Below are 17682 nucleotides of genomic sequence, written 5' to 3'. Positions count from 1 at the left end.
GTTGTAGGGGCGGGTTCCTCAAAAATTCATGTATTCTGGGCAAAAACCTCTATAAACCCGCCCGATTGTTTCTGGGGGCGGGTTTATATAAATTGTTTGTGGGAAAACATACATCTGTTCAGAACCCGCCCGATTTTTTCTGGGGGCGGGTTTATATAAATTGTTTGTGGGAAAACATACATCTGTTCAGAACCCGCCCCTACAACTCTGTTCCCTATTTTATTAACCAATCCGTCCACGTAAATAGTCTTCAGTTTGGCTGTGAGAAGGGTTACTAAACACTTCTGAAGTTGTACCAAATTCTAACATTTCACCTAAGTACATAAACGCCGTAAAATCTGAAAATCGCGCCGCTTGCTGCATACTGTGAGTCACAATCAAAATCGTCACGTGTTGTTTTAATTGACTCATCAATTCTTCAATACTAGCGGTGGCAATAGGGTCTAAAGCAGAAGTCGGTTCATCAAATAAAATAATCTCAGGATTAGCAACTAACGCTCTGGCAATACACAAACGTTGCTGTTGACCACCTGAAAGGTTTAACGCCATCTCATTTAAACGGTCTTTAACTTCATGCCAAAGGGCTGCTTCTTTGAGGGCTTGTTCTACTTTTTCATCAATTAAACTGCGTTTTTTCTCCCCTCTGACTCGCAACCCATAGGCGACATTTTCATAGATAGATTTTGGGAAAGGATTCGGTTTTTGAAACACCATACTCACCCGCATTCTGACTTCAATCGGGTCAATCTCTCGATCTAAAATATTTTCAGAATCCAGGAATATTTGACCTTCGTAGCGATTTCCTGGATAAAGATCGTGCATTCGATTAAAACACCGTAATAGGGTCGTTTTCCCACAGCCCGACGGCCCAATTAAAGCGGTAACTTGTCGTTCTGGAACCGTGAGATTAACATTTTTAACCGCATGAAACGAACCATAATAAAAGTTGAGATTTCGGGCTTCTGCTTTGGATTTAACGCTAATTAACTCTTTCATGTTCTAGCTTACTGAAACAACCTCAAAATTAAACTTTACCACTTGATGCCCCGACGGAACAAATAACGCAGATAAACGGCTATCGTATTCATTGCCAAAGTCATCACAATTAACACCGTACCTGCTGCCGAAGCATTAACAATAAATTCGGGTTCCGGTCGAGATACCCAGTTAAACATTTGAATCGGCATAACGGTAAAAGGTGCTTTCAACCAATCAAAAGAAAGAAACGGAAATTCACTCTTAAAAGGAGAATCCGGTAAAAAGGCAATAAAGGTTAATGCCCCAATCGTAATAACGGGGGCTGTTTCTCCAATTGCCCGTGATAAACCGATGATTACACCTGTTAAAATACTCCCCGCAGAATAGGGCAGAATATGATCCCAAATCATTTGCCATTTCGTCGCACCCAGGGCATAAGCGGCTTCTCGCAAACTATTCGGAATTGCCCGTAATGCTTCGCGAGTAGTTACAATAACAATCGGCAGAATTAATAAGGCTAATGTTAAACCTGCGGCTAAAACACTCTCTCCGAGATTGAGGATATACACAAACAAACCCAGGGCTAATAATCCATAAACAATGGAAGGAACACCCGCTAGGTTCGTGACGTTTATTTCAATTAAATCGGCGATCCAATTTTTGCGGCTATATTCTTCGAGATAAATCCCAGAAGCGACCCCTAAAGGAACTGCAATAAAGGTCGTCACAAACATCACTAAAGTCGTTCCCACCCAAGCGGAAAGAATCCCTGCTTCTTCGGGTTTACGACTGGGAAAACTGAAAAAGAACTGTGGGGTAATCCGGCTGATACCCGCAATTGCCATTTGCAGCGTTAACCCCAACAAAATCAAAATAGAAACAACAATCACCAACAAACCGATAGTCGCAAAAATTCTATCAATTAGTTTTCTTCTGTTGAGTTCAGCACGGATTTCAGAGAAGTTTTGCTCAGTCATCTTTATCAATTGAGTTGAGTTCCAGTTAGTAGATTTCTCGATAGCGTTTTGCGAGAAAATGACCGATAATATTTAAGACTAGGGTCATCAAAACTAGCGTTAATCCTGCCGCAAAAATGGTATGATATTCTAGTGTACCATGCGGAATATCTCCTAAACTCACCTGCACAATATAGGCAGTAATTGTTGCTCCTTGTTCAAAAGGATTCCAAGTGAGTTGAGGTTGTAAACCGGCTGCAACGGCTACAATCATTGTTTCCCCAACCGCACGAGAAATTGCCAGAATATAGGCGGCACTAATCCCAGAAAATGCGGATGGAAACACCACTTTTAACGCAGTTTGTAGACGAGTTGCACCCATCGCATAGGAACCTTCTCGTAGTCCGACAGGAACGGAACGCATCGCATCTTCACTAATCGAACTTACAAACGGAATAATCATTAATCCCATGACTAAACCCGCACTCAGCATATTAAATCCGGGAAGCATCGGAAAGATCATTTGTAGCAGTGGTGTAACCGCTAATAGTGCAAAATAGCCATAAACTACTGTGGGAATAGCTGCTAAAACTTCTAGCCAGGGTTTAATAATTTCGCGGATTTGCGGATGAGCGAATTCACTTAAATAAATAGCCGCAATTGTTCCCAAGGGAATGGCAACAAACATCGCTACGGTTGAGGTTACAAGGGTTCCCGATAGTAAGGGTAAAATCCCATAGTGAGCGTCTTCAAATAAGGGAGTCCATTGAGTCCCCGTGAGAAATTCTACAATTGAAACTTCTTTAAAAAATAAAAAAGATTCATCAACGAGAATGAATAAAATGGCTACTGTTGTGGCGACGGAAGAAAATGCAGCGAGAAACAAGATAAATTCTATCACTTGTTCCCGCAAATCCCGAATTTGCTTCGCTGATAATTTTTTGTTCTTTGATAGTTGCAGTTTGCTTTCACTCATTCGTCGATTTTTTCCTGATAGACTCAAGGCTGTTTTATTTTTACCAAGATAGGGATTAGAGACATTTGCTAGGGTGATAGCATTCTCCAATCCCTTCAAAATAAACGTTCAATTTTGGAGAGGTAAAATCACAGGAATTCCTGTGTGATTCCTGAACATAAAATTAGTCATCCATTCTACTGAGCCGCAGAACCTAACGTCCGGTTTTGAAAACGGCTAACCGCTTGTTGCTGCATTTGACTCGGCAGAGGAACGTAACCAACTTCTTTGGATAGTTTGGCACTATTTTGTAGGTAATATTCTACAAATGCTTTGACCTCTGGACGACCCAAAGATTTAGAATTAACGTAAATAAAGATGGGTCTAGAAAGGGGTTTGTAGGTGCCGTTGTTTACATTGGCTAGAGAAGGCGCAACACCATTAACCGATAACGCTTTAATCTTACCTTTGTTGTTTTCGTAGTAAGCAAAACCAAAGTATCCTAACGCATTAGGATCACGAGAAACCCCTTGTACTAAAACGTTATCATCTTCACTAGGAGTATAGTCAGTGCGGCTCGCTTGCGCTTTACCGTTGATTTCTTCAGTAAAGTAATCAAACGTTCCTGAATCTGCACCCGGCCCGTATAATTTTAATGCCTTATCCGGCCAGCTTGAGTTCACCTGATTCCACTTCATTATTTTACCTTGAGCGGCAGGTTCCCACATCTTTTTCAGTTCAGCAGGAGTAATATTTGTGATGGGGTTACTCGGGTGAACAACAACGGTTAAAGCATCATAAGCAACCGGAAGTTCGATATAAGTAATACCGGCACTTTTACAAGCATCAGCTTCAGAACTTTTGATCGGACGAGACGCATTAGAAATATCGGTTTGTCCAGCACAAAATTTCTTGAAACCGCCCCCTGTTCCCGATATACCAACCGTAACTCGCATCGCGCCTTGTTTGGCTTTTTGGAATTCTTCGGCTACCGCTTCAGTGATCGGATAAACGGTACTGGAACCATCGATTTTAACCGTTGGAGTACCTTGGGAATGAACCGCAGGGATAGCGAGTGCAACTGTTGCTGCGATCGCCGTCAAAGCACCTGCCACTGTCCAACGATTTTGTTTAAACTGCATTCTCTTTAATTGCATAATTTTACCTGAGATGAAGCTTATTTTTAGAACAAAGGTCTGTCTAGTTGATTCCTAATTCTTGGGAACAGAGAGACTAGCAGTTGGCGATGAACAGTTCTTAGGTTAAGATAAAATTGCTATGTCTAATTTAAGCTTTGTTTAAATTTAGGTTAAATATAACTTTTAAAGATTTTTGCTCTCAAAATTAAAGCGAACTCTGCGATTGCCGTCAGTTAACAATCAGCCTGTATTCATCCCAAAATTCACGAAAAATACCCTAAATTGACAGATCTGCTCTTTCAAATTACGCTTATTGTTTTAAGACTAGGGGAAGAAAAATCAGCGCCGAGCTGTGACAATTGATCAATTGTCCTATGTTAGCGCGTCAAGCTCAAGATTGCTGAACCCCCGAAAAGCCCTCATAAATATCAATTTTCGCTTGGATAAATAAGATATTGCTATCAATAATCCGAGCGATTTTAGGATTAGCACAACCCCTCTTGTTAGAGTCTCCAAGCCGCTTAAACTGAATGAAATCCTCAATCAGAAGCAAGTTTTGTTATGGATACTCTCAGTGCGTCACTCTTTCCTGTCGTTGTATCACTCACCGTTGCGGGGGGTGCGGTTTGGATTAGCCTCGATAGCCGTGAAGAAATCGTTTGTGTGTTCACAACAGGAATTGCATTACTCAGTCTGTTATTGGCTTTAAGCTTTACCCCTTGGTTTATCCTGCTGCTATTGGTTGCTGTTTTACTGTGCTTAAAAATTCCCGCTAGTCAACAATCTACGCGCTAAAATTTTCAATTCCAACCTAAATATGAAATAAAGTTCGCATTCGTTTCCGAATCCAAATTAACGGATTATTTTCTAAATCATCATCATCGGATAAACCCAACTCTTTTTTACGGGCGATAAATTCCTGTTTTCGCTCCACTAACTTTTCAGCAATTTGGTTCGCTAACTGCGGATAACTCGATAGAAAACTCTGAAAAATATTACGATTTACCACAAAGACAATCGTTGTTTCTTTGGCTCGTACTCCGGCGGAGCGACGAATTCCCATCAATAAAGACAACTCTCCAAAAAAGTCACCCGCATAAAGATCCCGAATATGCTTATTCGTTTTTTCGGCGATAATTTCTACCGAACCTGACAGAATAATATGAAAAGCATCTCCGGGATCACCTTCATGGAAAATAAACTGTTCACTCGAATAGGTTTGGCGATACCCTTTTTCAATTAAACTCAAAAGTTCCAAATCACTAAATTTTTCAAAATAGACAACCTTTTTTAATAAATCTCGTAAAGATAGATTTTCAGGAGAGTATAACGGCTCTTTATCTTTACTCAGATTGATGCGAGATGCTTTGTCTCCCCCTTCTCCATGTTTATTGAAATTCAAAGATTCAAAAACTGATTTTAAATCTTCTGGGTTCCTCAGCCATAAATCTCGTTGAGAAACGGGAATTCGGATATTTTTTGAATACAACTCATTGTGAATAATAAAGTTTAAAGAACTCTGAATCGGTAATCTAAAACGGGGTTTGTCAATCCAAACCAGCAATTCAAAATTCATCGAATCTTCACCAAAAGTCCTCAACCAAACTTGCGGAGGCGGATAAGATAAAATCCGAGATTCTCTCTGGGTAGCGGCTAAAAGAGCTTCTGTTACTAATACCGGATCACTTCCATAAGCAACGCGCACTGGAATATGAATCCGACTATTCATATTTTCATAACTCCAGTTAATAATCTGATGATTGACTAAATCCGAATTCGGAACAATAATCGAAATTCCATCATTCGTCACAATAATTGTAGATCGAATCGAAATTTTCCGAATCGTTCCTTCTAAATTTCCTAATTCAATATAATCACCGACTTGAACGGGTTGTTCAAAGACTAAAATTAAACCACTGACAAAGTTTTGTGCTAATCCTTGAAATCCAAACCCAATCCCAATCCCTAAACCTCCCGCTAAAAAGGCTAACGAACTCAAGTCTAAACCCGCCGCTTGGGGAACAATAATAAACGCCAACATAATCGTAAAATAACGAAAAATTGTGGCGATCGCTTCCCGAGTTCCCTCTTGAAAACCCAATCGAGTTAACAGATGATCTCTCAGCCAGTTACTCACATAGCGAGAACCCACAATTACCGCAAAAAAAGCAACCAGTATTGTGAAAATTAAGCTAATCGAAACCGAAATTCCACCCAGGGAAATCGGTTGTGTAAAAACTTGATACAAAAACTGGAAAATATTCTCAAGGACTTTCATTCAAAGTTGAGGACCAGTAAAAAGGATTAAGTTAGAATCATTAGTTCTCGGTCAGACAGTGATAAACTGCAACAGAGACTCTAGTATTTAGGATAACAGAATGAACCCAGTTGTTCATCTTTTAAAAGCAAATTGTCAAACCGTTCATTTAGGGGGATTTTCCGACAAACTCCCACCCGCTTTAACCATCAACTCTGGCGATCGCATTATCATTGAAACCTACACCGGATTCAAAATTTGCGATCAAGCGCCCGACGCCTTTCTCACTCCAGAATTACTCGAAATTTATCGCCATTTACCCCTAGAACGGATCGTGGGAGATGGCCCTCACTTACTCACTGGGCCAATTTATGTGCAGGATGCTCAACCCGGAGATGTATTAGAAATTCGCCTAGAAGCCATTTCTCCCCGTGTAGCGATGGGATTTAACGCCATTCGTTCCGGTTGGGGTGCTTTACCCGAAGAATTTCCTGAACCTCGACTGCGGTTTATTCCCCTCGATTTAGAGAAAAATATTGCAGAATTTCCTCCCAAAAGTGAAATTTATATTCCCCTGCGTCCCTTTTTTGGAATATTAGGTGTCGCGACTCCTGAAACCAACCGTTCATCGATTCCCCCTGGAATTTATGGCGGTAATCTTGATAACTCAGAATTACAAGTCGGTTCCCGTTTATTTTTACCAATTTTTGTTCCCGGCGCATTATTTTCAATCGGCGATGGACACTCAGCCCAAGGCGAAGGCGAAGTGAATGCGACTGCAATTGAAACCTCTATGAATGGCACCATTGTATTAAATATACATCAAAATTTATCCATCACTGCGCCGATTGCAGAAACCCCAACTGATATCATTACAATGGGATGGGGTTCAACGTTAGATGAAGCGTTTGAATCTGCACTCAAACAAATGATTCAATTTTTAGAAAAATTTATTGGATTAGATGCAGAAGACGCTTATATTTTATGTTCTCTCGCGGCTAATTTTCGGATTACCCAAGTGGTTAATCGTCCACAAAAAGGGGTTCATGGTATGATCTCGAAATCGATCTTACCTCAAACCTTTAAATTTATCCGGGATGACCATTTCTGAATTACTCATTCTAGCCGCTAGCGGAATTTTTGCTGGAGTTTTAGCAGGATTTTTAGGCATTGGTGGCGGAACTGTTTTGGTTCCAATCATGCTAGCATTGGGATACGAACCTGTGAATGCAGTCGCCACCAGTACCTTATCGATTATGATTACTTCCATTTCCGGTAGTCTTCAGAATTGGCGCATGGGTTATCTCAGTTTGAATCGGGTCTTTGGCATTGGATTTCCGGCTTTAATTACGGCTCAAATCGGCGCTTATCTTGCCAATCTTTTTTCGGCAAAAATATTACTCATTTTGTTTGGACTATTGTTATGGCTGAATATTTATTTAGTTGAAGTCCGTAAAAAAGTGACTCAGCAAAAGAAACAACAGGAAGAAAATCAAAATTCGCCCCAGTTAGAAGTCCCTTCTCAAAACTCAACTTCTAAGAAGTTTATTCCTGAAATTCTCTTTCCCATTACACCTCATCCCCTCTCTTTAGTCTTTGAATATCAGCACAACTATAAACAGCTTCAATATCAACAAATCGCCCGAATTATCACCGGAAGTTTAGCCGGATTACTAGCGGGAATATTTGGAATTGGTGGCGGAGTAATCATGGTTCCTATGCAAATTTTACTCCTGAATGAAACGATTAAAACTTCGATTCAAACCAGTTTAGGTGTGATTGTAATTACCGCTTTTTCAGCTTGTTTAGGACACGCTTTTCAAGGAAACGTCATCTGGGTTTCCGGTACAATCTTAGGATTAGGGGGTTTATTCAGCGCTCAAATTAGCACTCAGTTTTTACCCAACTTATCTGAAAAAACGGTAAGTTTGGCGTTCAGAAGTTTACTGTTTATCCTCTCTATTTACGTTTTTTGGAAAGCGTTTCAATGATTGATCATATAGCAGAAGTCAGGAGACAGGAGACAGGAGACAGAATTGAAACCTTTATCATAAAAGGATTTGACAGAAAAACAGTGTCCTAATCAAAGGCTTCGACTGCTATACCTACTAATTTATAATAAAAACCACGAAGACACAAAGAACACCAAGAACAAACCTTCGTATCTTCGTGTCTTGGTGGTGAGTTAAACAGGAAACAGTTAGGAGAGATAAAATAACAATCTATTGAGGATTGCTATACTTTTTAAGAAGTAACTCTAACTCCTGCATTCGTTCAGGTGGAACTTGATCTAATGGCGTTAAAATAGCATATTTTAATGCAGAATGGGCTTCAGATTCAGGAAGATTTTCACTTAAGCGTTTAACCGTTTCTTGAATGACTTTTTGAGCGTTTACTGCATTGCGGTGTAAATTTCCAACCACCATTTCCACTGTTACGCTATCATGGTCAGGGTGCCAACAATCATAGTCTGTTACTAAGGCTAATGTCCCATAAGCGATTTCGGCTTCTCGGGCTAATTTGGCTTCCGGTAAATTCGTCATTCCGATAATTGTTCCGCCCCAACTGCGATATAAATTTGATTCTGCTTTTGTCGAAAATGCAGGCCCTTCCATACAAACATAAGTTCCACCAGAATGTAAAGTAATATCCGGTAAATTTAGCGCAGAAATGGAATCAGTTAACACTTTGGCTAACTTTGAACAAATCGGATCACCGAAGGTAATATGAGCAACAATTCCATTCCCAAAAAACGTTGATATTCGGGAACGAGTGCGATCAATAAACTGATCGGGAACAACCATATCCAACGGTTTCACATCTTCTTTGAGAGAACCCACCGCAGACGCCGAAATAATATATTCAACCCCTAAACTTTTCAACGCATAAATATTAGCACGATAGGGTAAATCCGTCGGTAATAAATGGTGAGTGCGTCCATGTCGCGCCAAAAAAGCCACCCGCATCCCTTCTAACGTCCCTACAATAATACGATCTGAGGGTGAACCGAAGGGAGTATTGACTTCAACTTCTTCAATATTTTGTAGCGCATCCATCTTGTACAGACCGCTACCGCCAATAATTCCTATCTTAGCTTGAGTCATCTGAGCATCCCTTAGCATATTGTCACTCAGGGTATTTTAGCAGCGAATAGGCTCAAAAATCTCCTCCGTGAACCGTTAACTCTTTTTTAAACCTCAGAGTAATAGTATCGAAACCGAAAGTAAAGACTCCCACTGAGAATTCCTGCAAAAAAACACCAAACCGAAACAAAAGTAATAAAGTAAAAGGCTTGAGCCAATAAAAACGAAATTGAAATGATTAACCCAAAATAACGCAGCCAATTTTGACTGGACAAGAAAAAAGGCGTAACAATAATGAACAGATAGAAATATTTAATAAATTCATAAAAGGGCAGAAATTGTAAATCATAGAGAATATGACCCGAAAAAACTTGAGGATCAACTCCGTGAATTATACTAAATCCAAATAAATAACTCCCGAATAAAAATCCTAATCCAGCTATTGTTAATATGAATTTTCTTTTTATAGAAGGTTTTTCTAAACAGTAAATTGCCATTGGACTGAGGACTAACCAGAGGGCTGTTGCAAACAACAAAAAACCATAGGTTGCAGACTCATTGATCCAAAGAAAAGCATCTGACTTTAAACTCAACCAAACCCAACCTTCAAACCCTTGCTGAATGGCAAATAAAACCGGAAAAAGACTGAGCAGAAGTTCTTGTTTGGAAGGCGTTTGTCTGAGCGTTGCAATGCCTAAAATAGAGAGTGTCGCCGCCGCAGTAAAACTAACAGATGCAGAAAAACACATATTAGACAATCAATAGGTAACTTAAAGTTTACTCTAAAAAAATGCCCCAACTTCTACAAAATAAAGTTGAAGCCACTCAGATCGCTAAAACAAGTCAAGCCGAAGCGATCGCATAGAAATAATTACCCAGACAGTAGAGGAACAGATGCGATCGCATGATTGAAGCTCTATCTAAATAGACACTACCAGTGCCAACCCTTGGCTTGCCTTTTGAGAGCTAATCCACTTGAAGCTAAAGCCATAATACTTCCTCAGCTTCAAATCAAGCTTCTAGCTGCGGGGGGTTGTCAGTCAACCATTTTTGCGGTATAGAGGGGTTGAACGTTCAACGAACCACTGCTATTTCTATCGTTAGAGTCTCATCTATTTTGATTGGATAAGATCGACTCCGATCAATACAACAATCTTTTTTTGCTCTCAATTTCTCTGCTAGCCGATTATAAAAGATTGGAATTTCTCCTCTGAGTATACACAGCCGTTCGGGAGCGAGCGCAATTTCTTCTTTGAAGATCTGAATAATCGCCTCTTGTCTAGCCTTGACTGGCTCTGTACATGATCCATAGTACCCTCCAGAGGTGAGCCAGGTATAAACTCCTGTCGTATCCTCAACAATGGAAAACGCTTTTGTGTCGAGAGAAGTCGTTTCTTTCATCTATTTTTTCTTGATCCAACTTAAAACAGCATATCATCTCGCATCTACCAAAAGGAATAAATTTGATACAGATTGAAAATCACCACAAAGGAACAAAGTCACGAAGATCTTCTCTCTTTGTGTCTGGTGTGTCTTGGTGGTTTTTCAAAATCCTTGATTTTATTGAAGTTCAACCGCACCTAACGCTTTCAGGGTATATTTTTGAGCATCTGTTAAACCCATTGCATCTAGGCGGTGTCGGTAGCGATACCTTTATATTGGGTGATGAAACAGGCAAGTTTTATACCGCAGTCGGGGATCAAGATTTCGCCCTGATTACTGATTTGGACTTCACTCAAGATGTGATTCAACTCAGAGGAAGTTACTTCAACTACGTCTAATTCTGACATTGTTCAGATGTGAAATCAAGTCTCATGTGTTGGGGTGCTGTATTGGCACCCTATTTTTTGACAATACCACGCTAAACTAACCAACGGCAAAGCCATCATATTAGGGTTAAAACTGCTCGATTTTCTTGAGTTGCAAAAGCCAATACATCTTCATCGGGAAGACCATTATTTCCTGCTTCTTGGACTGTTAAAATATCGTGACCTAAAGCCCGAAGATTTTCTATAACTTGTCTGGGAAATTGTTCGTCAGCATAAAGGCGAGTCATTACATTAATTGATGAGAAACTTTCTAGGGTGTATCTAAAATTTCGTCAGCTTCATCTTGTTCTCGTATCGCTTCGGCAATTTCTTCTGACTATTGTCTGGGTTAGGATAAAGACAATCGGGGTTAAGACACTGACGCATAAATATTTTACATTTTATTCTAAGTGCTGTTCGTCGGTTTTTTATGACTGATTTAGAGGTACAAGCTTAATTTCTACAGCATACCCTACACTAGCCGCGATCGCAGCAATTGTTTCTAACCTTGGTGACTGTTTACCGGACTCAATTCGAGCAAGCTGACTGTAGGGGCGGGTTCTGTCGGAATGTATGTTTCTCGAAAATAACCAATATAAACCCGCCCATTTTAGAGGCTATTAGAAAATAGTTGAAGTCCTCGAAAAAAGTACATTTAACAATTAAATAATCGGTTTATGACTTTCAACTAAATGTTGATCGATCCCCGCAAACAAAGCCCCAAAAGTTTCTGCTAACACACTCACGACTCGATAACAAGCCACAGCAGTTAGTAAAAGTCCTGCTGAAAAATGGGAGTCTAAAAGAGTCAGGGTTGTTGCTTCAAATACACCCAAACCTCCAGGCGCACCGGGAATAATTAAACCCAATAACCAAGCTAAACTATAAGCACTCACTAATAACGGAATTTGCTGAGGTGTAAACGGCATCAACGCTAAAGCTGTTAATAAAAAGCCAATTCCTCGCAGTCCCACAAACCCCATTTCTCCTAACAAGGGTCGCAAGGGATAACGTTCTAACTGATAGCAAAATTCTGAAGTATTCTCAGAAGAACTCACTTTCCACTTAATTTTTCTTAAGTGATTGACAATGGGATTTAAAATCCGAGGATGAACCCCTGTTAACACAACTAATAAGCAGAGAATCTGCAAACCCCAATATTTTTGTTGTGCAGTAATCAGGGCAATTAACAACGCCGCCGACGCCATCAAAAGCGGTTCAAGTAAAACGCTGAGTGTGGCAGGCCCTAGAGAAACACCTGCTTTATTAACGGCTGTAATTCTACCGTAAAAATGCCAGATATTTCCCGGTAAATACTTAGCAATATTCGTTTTGAGATAAATTTGTAATCCTGAACGTTGTTTAATCGTTTGCTTAAATTCTCGCAAAATCAGTAACCAAACCCATCCCGACCAAAAATGAGCCGTTATTGTCACCAAAAAAGCCAATGCTAGACATAACCATCCGCTACTGGTAATCTGAATTTCCGCAATTTCTTGCCAGTTCGTTTTCAAGGTATGAACGAGAAAAAATGCTGTTAATCCAAGAATTAACCACCGCAGATAAGGCTTCAGGCTAGACATCAACTTTTTCATGGAATTTTTACCTCAGTTAACAGACAGGATTTTCTTCGTTTTCAAATCATCCGAATCGCATAAATACTCTGACAGTAGATTCAAACAGCATAGATGCTAAGAGCGTAGATAATTGTGATTTAACCCTCAAAGTCAAACTTTTCGCAATAAGTTTTTCACGTTTCATCTCCTGAGGGCGAAGATAGATTTAGTCCCTGACTGATAACCGTTAACAACTCTGCCTGCACCCCGTAATTGCTGATAGTATCCCTGACTTACAATATCTCCTTTATCTGATATAACATCAATTCCGATACCATTTCGACCTTTTTCTCGGCCAGAACTGTGAATATAACGCCCTTCTCCCAGATATAATCCGACGTGTGTTGCCTTAGTTGAAGTTCCAAAAAAAATCAGATCTCCTACTTTTAAACAAGATAGCATGAGCTGACTTTTGTCAAGTGAAATCCTGTGGGTGAAAGCCTCCTGCTGATAGGCATCTCGAGGCAACCAAATTCCCTGGGAGGCAAAAGCTGCTTGTATCAATCCTGAACAATCATAATGGGGTCCAACTGTTCCGCCCCATAGATAATGATTGGGAGTATTCATCGCCTCCAGAGTAAACGCAATCACAGCCGACAATCTCTGTTGAATATCAGCCTCACCTAGCCGTTGAGATTGATAAACCGTTGAGGCGGGTTCAATCAGATCCCAATCTGCGATCGCCAACCAACCCGGATAGTCATCCTCACAGAGTTCAACCTGAATGGCTTGGCGAGGGTTTTCCAAGTCTAGCCGACAAACTCGCAACTGTCGCCCTGTGGCTGCTTGCGTCGCCAACTGTTGGCAGTCGCTCGAATCATACAGATTCAGATTTGCTTTGCAGCGATATTCTACAATGTCTGATAATGGGTCAATCATCATGGGTTGGTGGTGCCGTTGACTCTGGGGACATCCAGGGTGAATTGTGTACAATGGCCAATGATACCTTAGAAAAACTGACATCTTTAGGTCGGAAAATATAACAAACTTTAGTCACTACCCAATTTTTGATTCTGATTCCTTATTTTTTATCCTCTGCTATGACATTTTTTCATCTAGACGAACAACTCGAAAATTTAGGCAAAGCCATTATAGAGGCAACTTGTGCTAAATTTGCAGCACTAGCCCCCGATCAAATTGCGATGACTTGGGTTGTTTATGATCCTCCAATTCCCGTCAATACAGGAGGGGCGTTAACTCCAGTAGAATTTTGGAAATATCCGGTTCGGGGCTTTGCCTATCGGGGTATTGAACGGATTTACCCCGCCAGTGTAGTCAAATTGTTTTACTTAGTCGCCTTGTATGAATGGATAGAAAAAGGCATGATTGCCACATCTGGTGAGTTAGAACGAGCCACACATGATATGATAGTTAATTCGAGTAACGATGCCACCAGTCTAGTGGTTGATATGTTAACCGGAACTACCAGTGGCCCGGAATTATCATCAGGGCCGTTTGAGACGTGGAAAACTCAACGAAACATCATTAACCGCTACTTTCAATCTCTCAATTGGCCGGAACTTAAATCGATTAATGTCAATCAAAAAACTTGGTGCGATGGCGCCTATGGTCGAGAACGAATTTTCTTGGGAGAATTGATGGAAAATCGCAATATGTTGACGACAAACGCGACAGCCCGTTTACTTCATAGTATTGTTGGTGGAGTGGCGGCTTCTCCTCAAACCTCGCAAACTATGATGAAGTTGATGAAACGTAGTCTCGACCCAGCAGAATTAGCAGAAAACCCAGAAAATCAAGTCAGTGAATTTTTAGGGCGGGGTTTACCTTTAAATGCTAAATTGTGGTCAAAAGCCGGACAGACAAGCAAAGTTCGTCACGATGCGGCTTATATCGAAATTCCGGGTTTATATCCTTATTTACTGGTCGTTTTTACAGAAGGAAAAACCCAAAGTCAAAACACTGAACTTTTACCGTTTGTTTCTCAACAAGTGGTAGAAGCGATGAACATCCTTGCTTCTAAATAGGAGTAATAATCCATCACTCAGTTGTGAGAATTCAGAATGTTAACTCATCAAATTCTTATCCTCATTTCGGGTTTGATTTCTGTCAGTGCGATCGCCACATCTGTCACTGCTACACCGCCTCCCACACCTGATCAAGAAGTCGTTTGTGACATTTTAATAATAGGTGGAGGGTTAGCCGGATCAGCCACCGCCTATGAAGCCTTACTCGCCGGACGAACCGTTTGTTTGACCGAAATTACTGACTGGGTTGGAGGTCAAATTTCTTCCCAAGGTACCTCCGCCCTAGATGAACGAGAAACTCAGCGATCGCTGCTTTATTTCCCTCGGGGTTATCTAGAATTACGCAAACGAATTGAAGAAAAATATGGTCGGTTAAATCCTGGGGCTTGTTGGGTCAGTCAAGCTTGTTTTCTGCCCTACGACGGTCATAAACTCCTCTTTCAAATGTTACAAGATGCCGCCAAAAAAGGCAAGGGAAATCTTCAATGGTTTCCTTCAACGGTTGTTAAAGATCTAGAAATTTCCGAGGGTCAAATTACCAACGTTACCGCCATTCAACATCAACCCGCCCCTGGAACACCGCCCCTGAATACTGAACCTTTATCCCAAATTATTGATGATGCTTATCGTTATGAAGATTCGCCTCGTTTAAATAAAACAATTATTCGTTTTAATCCCCCGAGTAATTCCTCAGAAAATGAAAATCCCCCCAATCCCCCCTTGGAAAGGGGGGTGAGATGGTATGTTGTGGAAGCAACAGAAACCGGAGAAATATTAGGGTTAACAGATGTTCCCTATCGCTTAGGCGTTGATCAACGAACACCCTTTGAACCGACATCTTCGAGTATTTCCGGTGCGCCCTACTGTACACAAGGATTTACTTACACCTTTGCGATGGAAGCCACCGCCGAACCGCAAGCCCACAAACTCCCCTCATTCTATCAAAAATATTCCCCCTATTACAGTTATGAATTAGAACGATTGGCTAATTTTAATCTCGTTTATACTTATCGCCGAATTCACAGCATGAACCCCGACGAACCCCGTCCCGGAAATGTCCGAGAATGGCCGATTTATCCCGGTGATATTTCCATGCAAAACTGGACGTGGGGAAATGATTATCGCCCCGGAAATCCCGAAGATAATTTTATTTTTACTCGAAACCAACTGCAAACAATGGGTCAGTTAGAAGCGGGTGAATGGATGGGCGGACTCCGAACAGAAGCCTTACGACAAGGTGAAGAAAATGCTATTGGTTATTTTTATTGGTTAGTCGTCGGAACTACAGATTCTCAACTGGGAGATGGCGTTAAAAAACCCAATCCCAATCATCGTTATGTTACCGGGTTAGACTCACCGATGGGAACGGTTCATGGGTTATCAAAATATCCCTATATTCGCGAAGGGAGACGGGTAATTGGTCGTCCGAGTTGGGGCTTTCCAGAGGGGTTTGAAATCACCGAAATCGATATTTCTCGCAATGATTTTCGCAAGGAATTTTATCAAGATAATTTATCCTCAGAAGATTATCGGGCTTTATGGGCGGGGTTAGCAGGATTAGAACTTCCGGCGTTATTAAGTGGAATGCAAACCATTGAAGAAACAAACCCAAAATCACGGGCGACTATTTATCCCGATACTGTTGGAATTGGTCACTATGCAATTGATTTTCATCCCTGCATGACCAAAACCCCCCCAGAGGCGCCAGGAAATACCGAAAGACAAGGCGAAAGACTCGGACAAGGGGCGGCTTATCCCTTTCAAATTCCCCTACGGGCGATGATTCCTCAAGAGATTGATAACTTATTAGTGGTCGGGAAAAGTATTGCAACCAGTCATGTTGCAGCAGCAGCTTATCGGGTTCATTCCTTTGAATGGTCTTCGGGAGTTGCAGCCGGAATTACCGCAGATTTTGCCTTAGAAACGGGGATTAAACCCTATGAATTAGTCGATGATTTACCCTTGCATGAACCCCAGTTAGAAGTGTTGAAACGAAGAATTCAAGACACCGATAATCAGATTTATTTCCCGCAAACTTCTATTTTTAACCGTTCTTGGGAAAATTGGAAATAAAGACTGTTTTAGTCCGACTCCTCTAGTCCTAACAACGGCATTAATAACTTGCGTTCCTCAATTGGAAGTCTGAGTAAAACTCGCGGATCTCCTTTGGTTTTCCGATAGCGAACAGCAGCTTCAAGCAGGCCTAAAGGAATTTTAAATTGAATGCGATCGCCTACTATTTCTTTCCAGATTTCTAGCCAAGCTTGTGCAGCTTTTTCGCCAACCATGTCTGTCATTGATTCAATACTTAATACAATCTCTTGTCCTAAAATTGAGGATGCTTTATGCTTGTCATAGATATCTATTAACGTTTGAATGCGTGTTCTCCAGACAGTTAAATCATTTGTACTTTTAAATAGGTTCTTAACTATTATCCCTGTAGCAATATTTTCGGGTTCACTCAAATCTTCTAAAGTGTTAAGTGCCAAATCTAGAATTTCAAAGCCTTCAGTCCAACGATTCATAATCACTAACAACTCAGCTTTTTTGAATAAAGCATCTGAGTCTTCACTATTCAGTTCTATTACTCTATCAAAACATTGTAGTGCTTCTTCATATCGCTCTGACTCATACAGAATCATACCTTGAACTTCCCATGCAAAAAGATGTTCAGGCTCAAGTTTAATTACATTTTTAAAAGATACTAACATTTCTTCATAGTTTTCTAGTACACACAGAACTCTACCTCGACTTACCCATAATTGAATATCTTCACAATCAAGCTCAATTGCTTGTTCTAAACATAGTAATACCTCTTCATAACGTTCTAATTTATATAAAATCATGCTTTTAATTTTTCGGGATAAAATATCTTCAGGCTCAAGTTTAATTACATTTTCAATAG

The 17682-nt window shown here is 40.6% G+C and carries 18 protein-coding genes; 6 read left to right on the top strand and 12 right to left on the bottom strand.

All coding sequences use genetic code 11. The features are described from left to right. Window positions 1-222: 222 nt before the first annotated feature. The 4 genes from pstB to WN50_RS04925 form a co-directional block, all read right to left on the bottom strand. Window positions 223-996, bottom strand: coding sequence for a phosphate ABC transporter ATP-binding protein PstB (pstB, locus tag WN50_RS04940; RefSeq protein ID WP_049558211.1), 774 nt, complete (start codon window positions 994-996; stop codon window positions 223-225). Between the two features lie 35 nt (window positions 997-1031). Continuing rightward, window positions 1032-1955, bottom strand: coding sequence for a phosphate ABC transporter permease PstA (pstA, locus tag WN50_RS04935; RefSeq protein ID WP_049558209.1), 924 nt, complete (start codon window positions 1953-1955; stop codon window positions 1032-1034). A 25-nt stretch (window positions 1956-1980) separates the two neighbouring features. Further along, complete coding sequence (gene pstC, locus WN50_RS04930) at window positions 1981-2910, bottom strand: phosphate ABC transporter permease subunit PstC (RefSeq protein ID WP_049558207.1); 930 nt, start codon at window positions 2908-2910, stop codon at window positions 1981-1983. Between the two features lie 176 nt (window positions 2911-3086). Then, window positions 3087-4046, bottom strand: coding sequence for a PstS family phosphate ABC transporter substrate-binding protein (locus WN50_RS04925; protein ID WP_049558199.1), 960 nt, complete (start codon window positions 4044-4046; stop codon window positions 3087-3089). Between the two features lie 543 nt (window positions 4047-4589). Here WN50_RS04925 and WN50_RS04920 point away from each other — a divergent pair. After that, window positions 4590-4823, top strand: a complete 234-nt coding sequence (locus WN50_RS04920) for a hypothetical protein (RefSeq protein ID WP_049558196.1) — start codon at window positions 4590-4592, stop codon at window positions 4821-4823. Between the two features lie 16 nt (window positions 4824-4839). Here WN50_RS04920 and WN50_RS04915 read toward each other — a convergent pair whose 3' ends face one another. After that, window positions 4840-6306: a mechanosensitive ion channel domain-containing protein gene (locus WN50_RS04915; protein WP_049558194.1), complete on the bottom strand. Its 1467-nt coding sequence runs from the start codon at window positions 6304-6306 to the stop codon at window positions 4840-4842. Window positions 6307-6406: 100 nt separating this feature from the next. On the opposite strand from WN50_RS04915, the gene WN50_RS04910 reads away from it, so the two are divergent. Together WN50_RS04910 and WN50_RS04905 are read left to right on the top strand one after the other, a co-directional pair. Continuing rightward, window positions 6407-7396, top strand: a complete 990-nt coding sequence (locus WN50_RS04910; protein WP_049558190.1) for an acetamidase/formamidase family protein — start codon at window positions 6407-6409, stop codon at window positions 7394-7396. Continuing rightward, window positions 7383-8276, top strand: coding sequence for a sulfite exporter TauE/SafE family protein (locus WN50_RS04905; RefSeq protein WP_049558188.1), 894 nt, complete (start codon window positions 7383-7385; stop codon window positions 8274-8276). Before WN50_RS04910 ends, WN50_RS04905 begins: the two co-directional genes overlap by 14 nt. 231 nt (window positions 8277-8507) lie before the next feature. Here WN50_RS04905 and WN50_RS04900 read toward each other — a convergent pair whose 3' ends face one another. The 3 genes from WN50_RS04900 to WN50_RS04890 all read right to left on the bottom strand — a co-directional run bounded on the left by WN50_RS04900 (window position 8508) and on the right by WN50_RS04890 (window position 10769). Beyond that, entirely contained in the window at window positions 8508-9389 is an 882-nt protein-coding gene (locus WN50_RS04900; protein WP_049558184.1) for an S-methyl-5'-thioadenosine phosphorylase, read from the bottom strand. Window positions 9390-9475: 86 nt separating this feature from the next. Continuing rightward, window positions 9476-10117, bottom strand: coding sequence for a DUF6629 family protein (locus WN50_RS04895; RefSeq protein WP_049558182.1), 642 nt, complete (start codon window positions 10115-10117; stop codon window positions 9476-9478). Between the two features lie 325 nt (window positions 10118-10442). Continuing rightward, window positions 10443-10769 (bottom strand): hypothetical protein, encoded by a 327-nt coding sequence (locus tag WN50_RS04890; RefSeq protein ID WP_049558174.1) that lies wholly within the window; start codon window positions 10767-10769, stop codon window positions 10443-10445. A gap of 119 nt (window positions 10770-10888) precedes the next feature. On the opposite strand from WN50_RS04890, the gene WN50_RS04885 reads away from it, so the two are divergent. Continuing rightward, window positions 10889-11149: a hypothetical protein gene (locus tag WN50_RS04885; protein WP_152964706.1), complete on the top strand. Its 261-nt coding sequence runs from the start codon at window positions 10889-10891 to the stop codon at window positions 11147-11149. A 104-nt stretch (window positions 11150-11253) separates the two neighbouring features. Here the strand turns inward: WN50_RS04885 and WN50_RS34555 are convergent, their stop codons facing one another. The 3 genes from WN50_RS34555 to WN50_RS04875 all read right to left on the bottom strand — a co-directional run bounded on the left by WN50_RS34555 (window position 11254) and on the right by WN50_RS04875 (window position 13674). Beyond that, window positions 11254-11424 carry a DUF5615 family PIN-like protein gene (locus tag WN50_RS34555; protein ID WP_160315350.1) on the bottom strand — a complete coding sequence of 57 codons (171 nt, stop codon included), beginning with the start codon at window positions 11422-11424 and terminating at the stop codon, window positions 11254-11256. Window positions 11425-11838: 414 nt separating this feature from the next. After that, complete coding sequence (locus WN50_RS04880) at window positions 11839-12771, bottom strand: lysylphosphatidylglycerol synthase transmembrane domain-containing protein (protein ID WP_049558167.1); 933 nt, start codon at window positions 12769-12771, stop codon at window positions 11839-11841. Window positions 12772-12933: 162 nt separating this feature from the next. Then, window positions 12934-13674, bottom strand: a complete 741-nt coding sequence (locus tag WN50_RS04875) for a C40 family peptidase (RefSeq protein WP_049558162.1) — start codon at window positions 13672-13674, stop codon at window positions 12934-12936. Window positions 13675-13832: 158 nt separating this feature from the next. On the opposite strand from WN50_RS04875, the gene WN50_RS04870 reads away from it, so the two are divergent. Further along, entirely contained in the window at window positions 13833-14777 is a 945-nt protein-coding gene (locus WN50_RS04870) for a serine hydrolase (RefSeq protein ID WP_049558217.1), read from the top strand. 36 nt (window positions 14778-14813) lie between these two features. Further along, entirely contained in the window at window positions 14814-16850 is a 2037-nt protein-coding gene (locus WN50_RS04865; RefSeq protein ID WP_053221434.1) for an FAD-dependent oxidoreductase, read from the top strand. A gap of 8 nt (window positions 16851-16858) precedes the next feature. Here the strand turns inward: WN50_RS04865 and WN50_RS04860 are convergent. Then, window positions 16859-17682 (bottom strand): tetratricopeptide repeat protein (locus WN50_RS04860; RefSeq protein WP_049558159.1); only part of this gene is annotated, 824 nt, incomplete at its 5' end.

The organism is Limnoraphis robusta CS-951 (assembly GCF_000972705.2).
The sequence above is the reverse complement of the archived record's forward strand: the minus strand, read 5'-3'. Positions and strand labels throughout refer to the sequence as shown.

Bases quoted from the DNA above. Each gene is read 5' to 3' on its own strand.
- pstB (WP_049558211.1), bottom strand. From the start codon at position 996: ATGAAAGAGTTAATTAGCGTTAAATCCAAAGCAGAAGCCCGAAATCTC.
- pstA (WP_049558209.1), bottom strand. From the start codon at position 1,955: ATGACTGAGCAAAACTTCTCTGAAATCCGTGCTGAACTCAACAGAAGA.
- pstC (WP_049558207.1), bottom strand. From the start codon at position 2,910: ATGAGTGAAAGCAAACTGCAACTATCAAAGAACAAAAAATTATCAGCG.
- WN50_RS04925 (WP_049558199.1), bottom strand. From the start codon at position 4,046: ATGCAATTAAAGAGAATGCAGTTTAAACAAAATCGTTGGACAGTGGCA.
- WN50_RS04920 (WP_049558196.1), top strand. From the start codon at position 4,590: ATGGATACTCTCAGTGCGTCACTCTTTCCTGTCGTTGTATCACTCACC.
- WN50_RS04915 (WP_049558194.1), bottom strand. From the start codon at position 6,306: ATGAAAGTCCTTGAGAATATTTTCCAGTTTTTGTATCAAGTTTTTACA.
- WN50_RS04910 (WP_049558190.1), top strand. From the start codon at position 6,407: ATGAACCCAGTTGTTCATCTTTTAAAAGCAAATTGTCAAACCGTTCAT.
- WN50_RS04905 (WP_049558188.1), top strand. From the start codon at position 7,383: ATGACCATTTCTGAATTACTCATTCTAGCCGCTAGCGGAATTTTTGCT.
- WN50_RS04900 (WP_049558184.1), bottom strand. From the start codon at position 9,389: ATGACTCAAGCTAAGATAGGAATTATTGGCGGTAGCGGTCTGTACAAG.
- WN50_RS04895 (WP_049558182.1), bottom strand. From the start codon at position 10,117: ATGTGTTTTTCTGCATCTGTTAGTTTTACTGCGGCGGCGACACTCTCT.
- WN50_RS04890 (WP_049558174.1), bottom strand. From the start codon at position 10,769: ATGAAAGAAACGACTTCTCTCGACACAAAAGCGTTTTCCATTGTTGAG.
- WN50_RS34555 (WP_160315350.1), bottom strand. From the start codon at position 11,424: ATGACTCGCCTTTATGCTGACGAACAATTTCCCAGACAAGTTATAGAA.
- WN50_RS04880 (WP_049558167.1), bottom strand. From the start codon at position 12,771: ATGAAAAAGTTGATGTCTAGCCTGAAGCCTTATCTGCGGTGGTTAATT.
- WN50_RS04875 (WP_049558162.1), bottom strand. From the start codon at position 13,674: ATGATGATTGACCCATTATCAGACATTGTAGAATATCGCTGCAAAGCA.
- WN50_RS04870 (WP_049558217.1), top strand. From the start codon at position 13,833: ATGACATTTTTTCATCTAGACGAACAACTCGAAAATTTAGGCAAAGCC.
- WN50_RS04865 (WP_053221434.1), top strand. From the start codon at position 14,814: ATGTTAACTCATCAAATTCTTATCCTCATTTCGGGTTTGATTTCTGTC.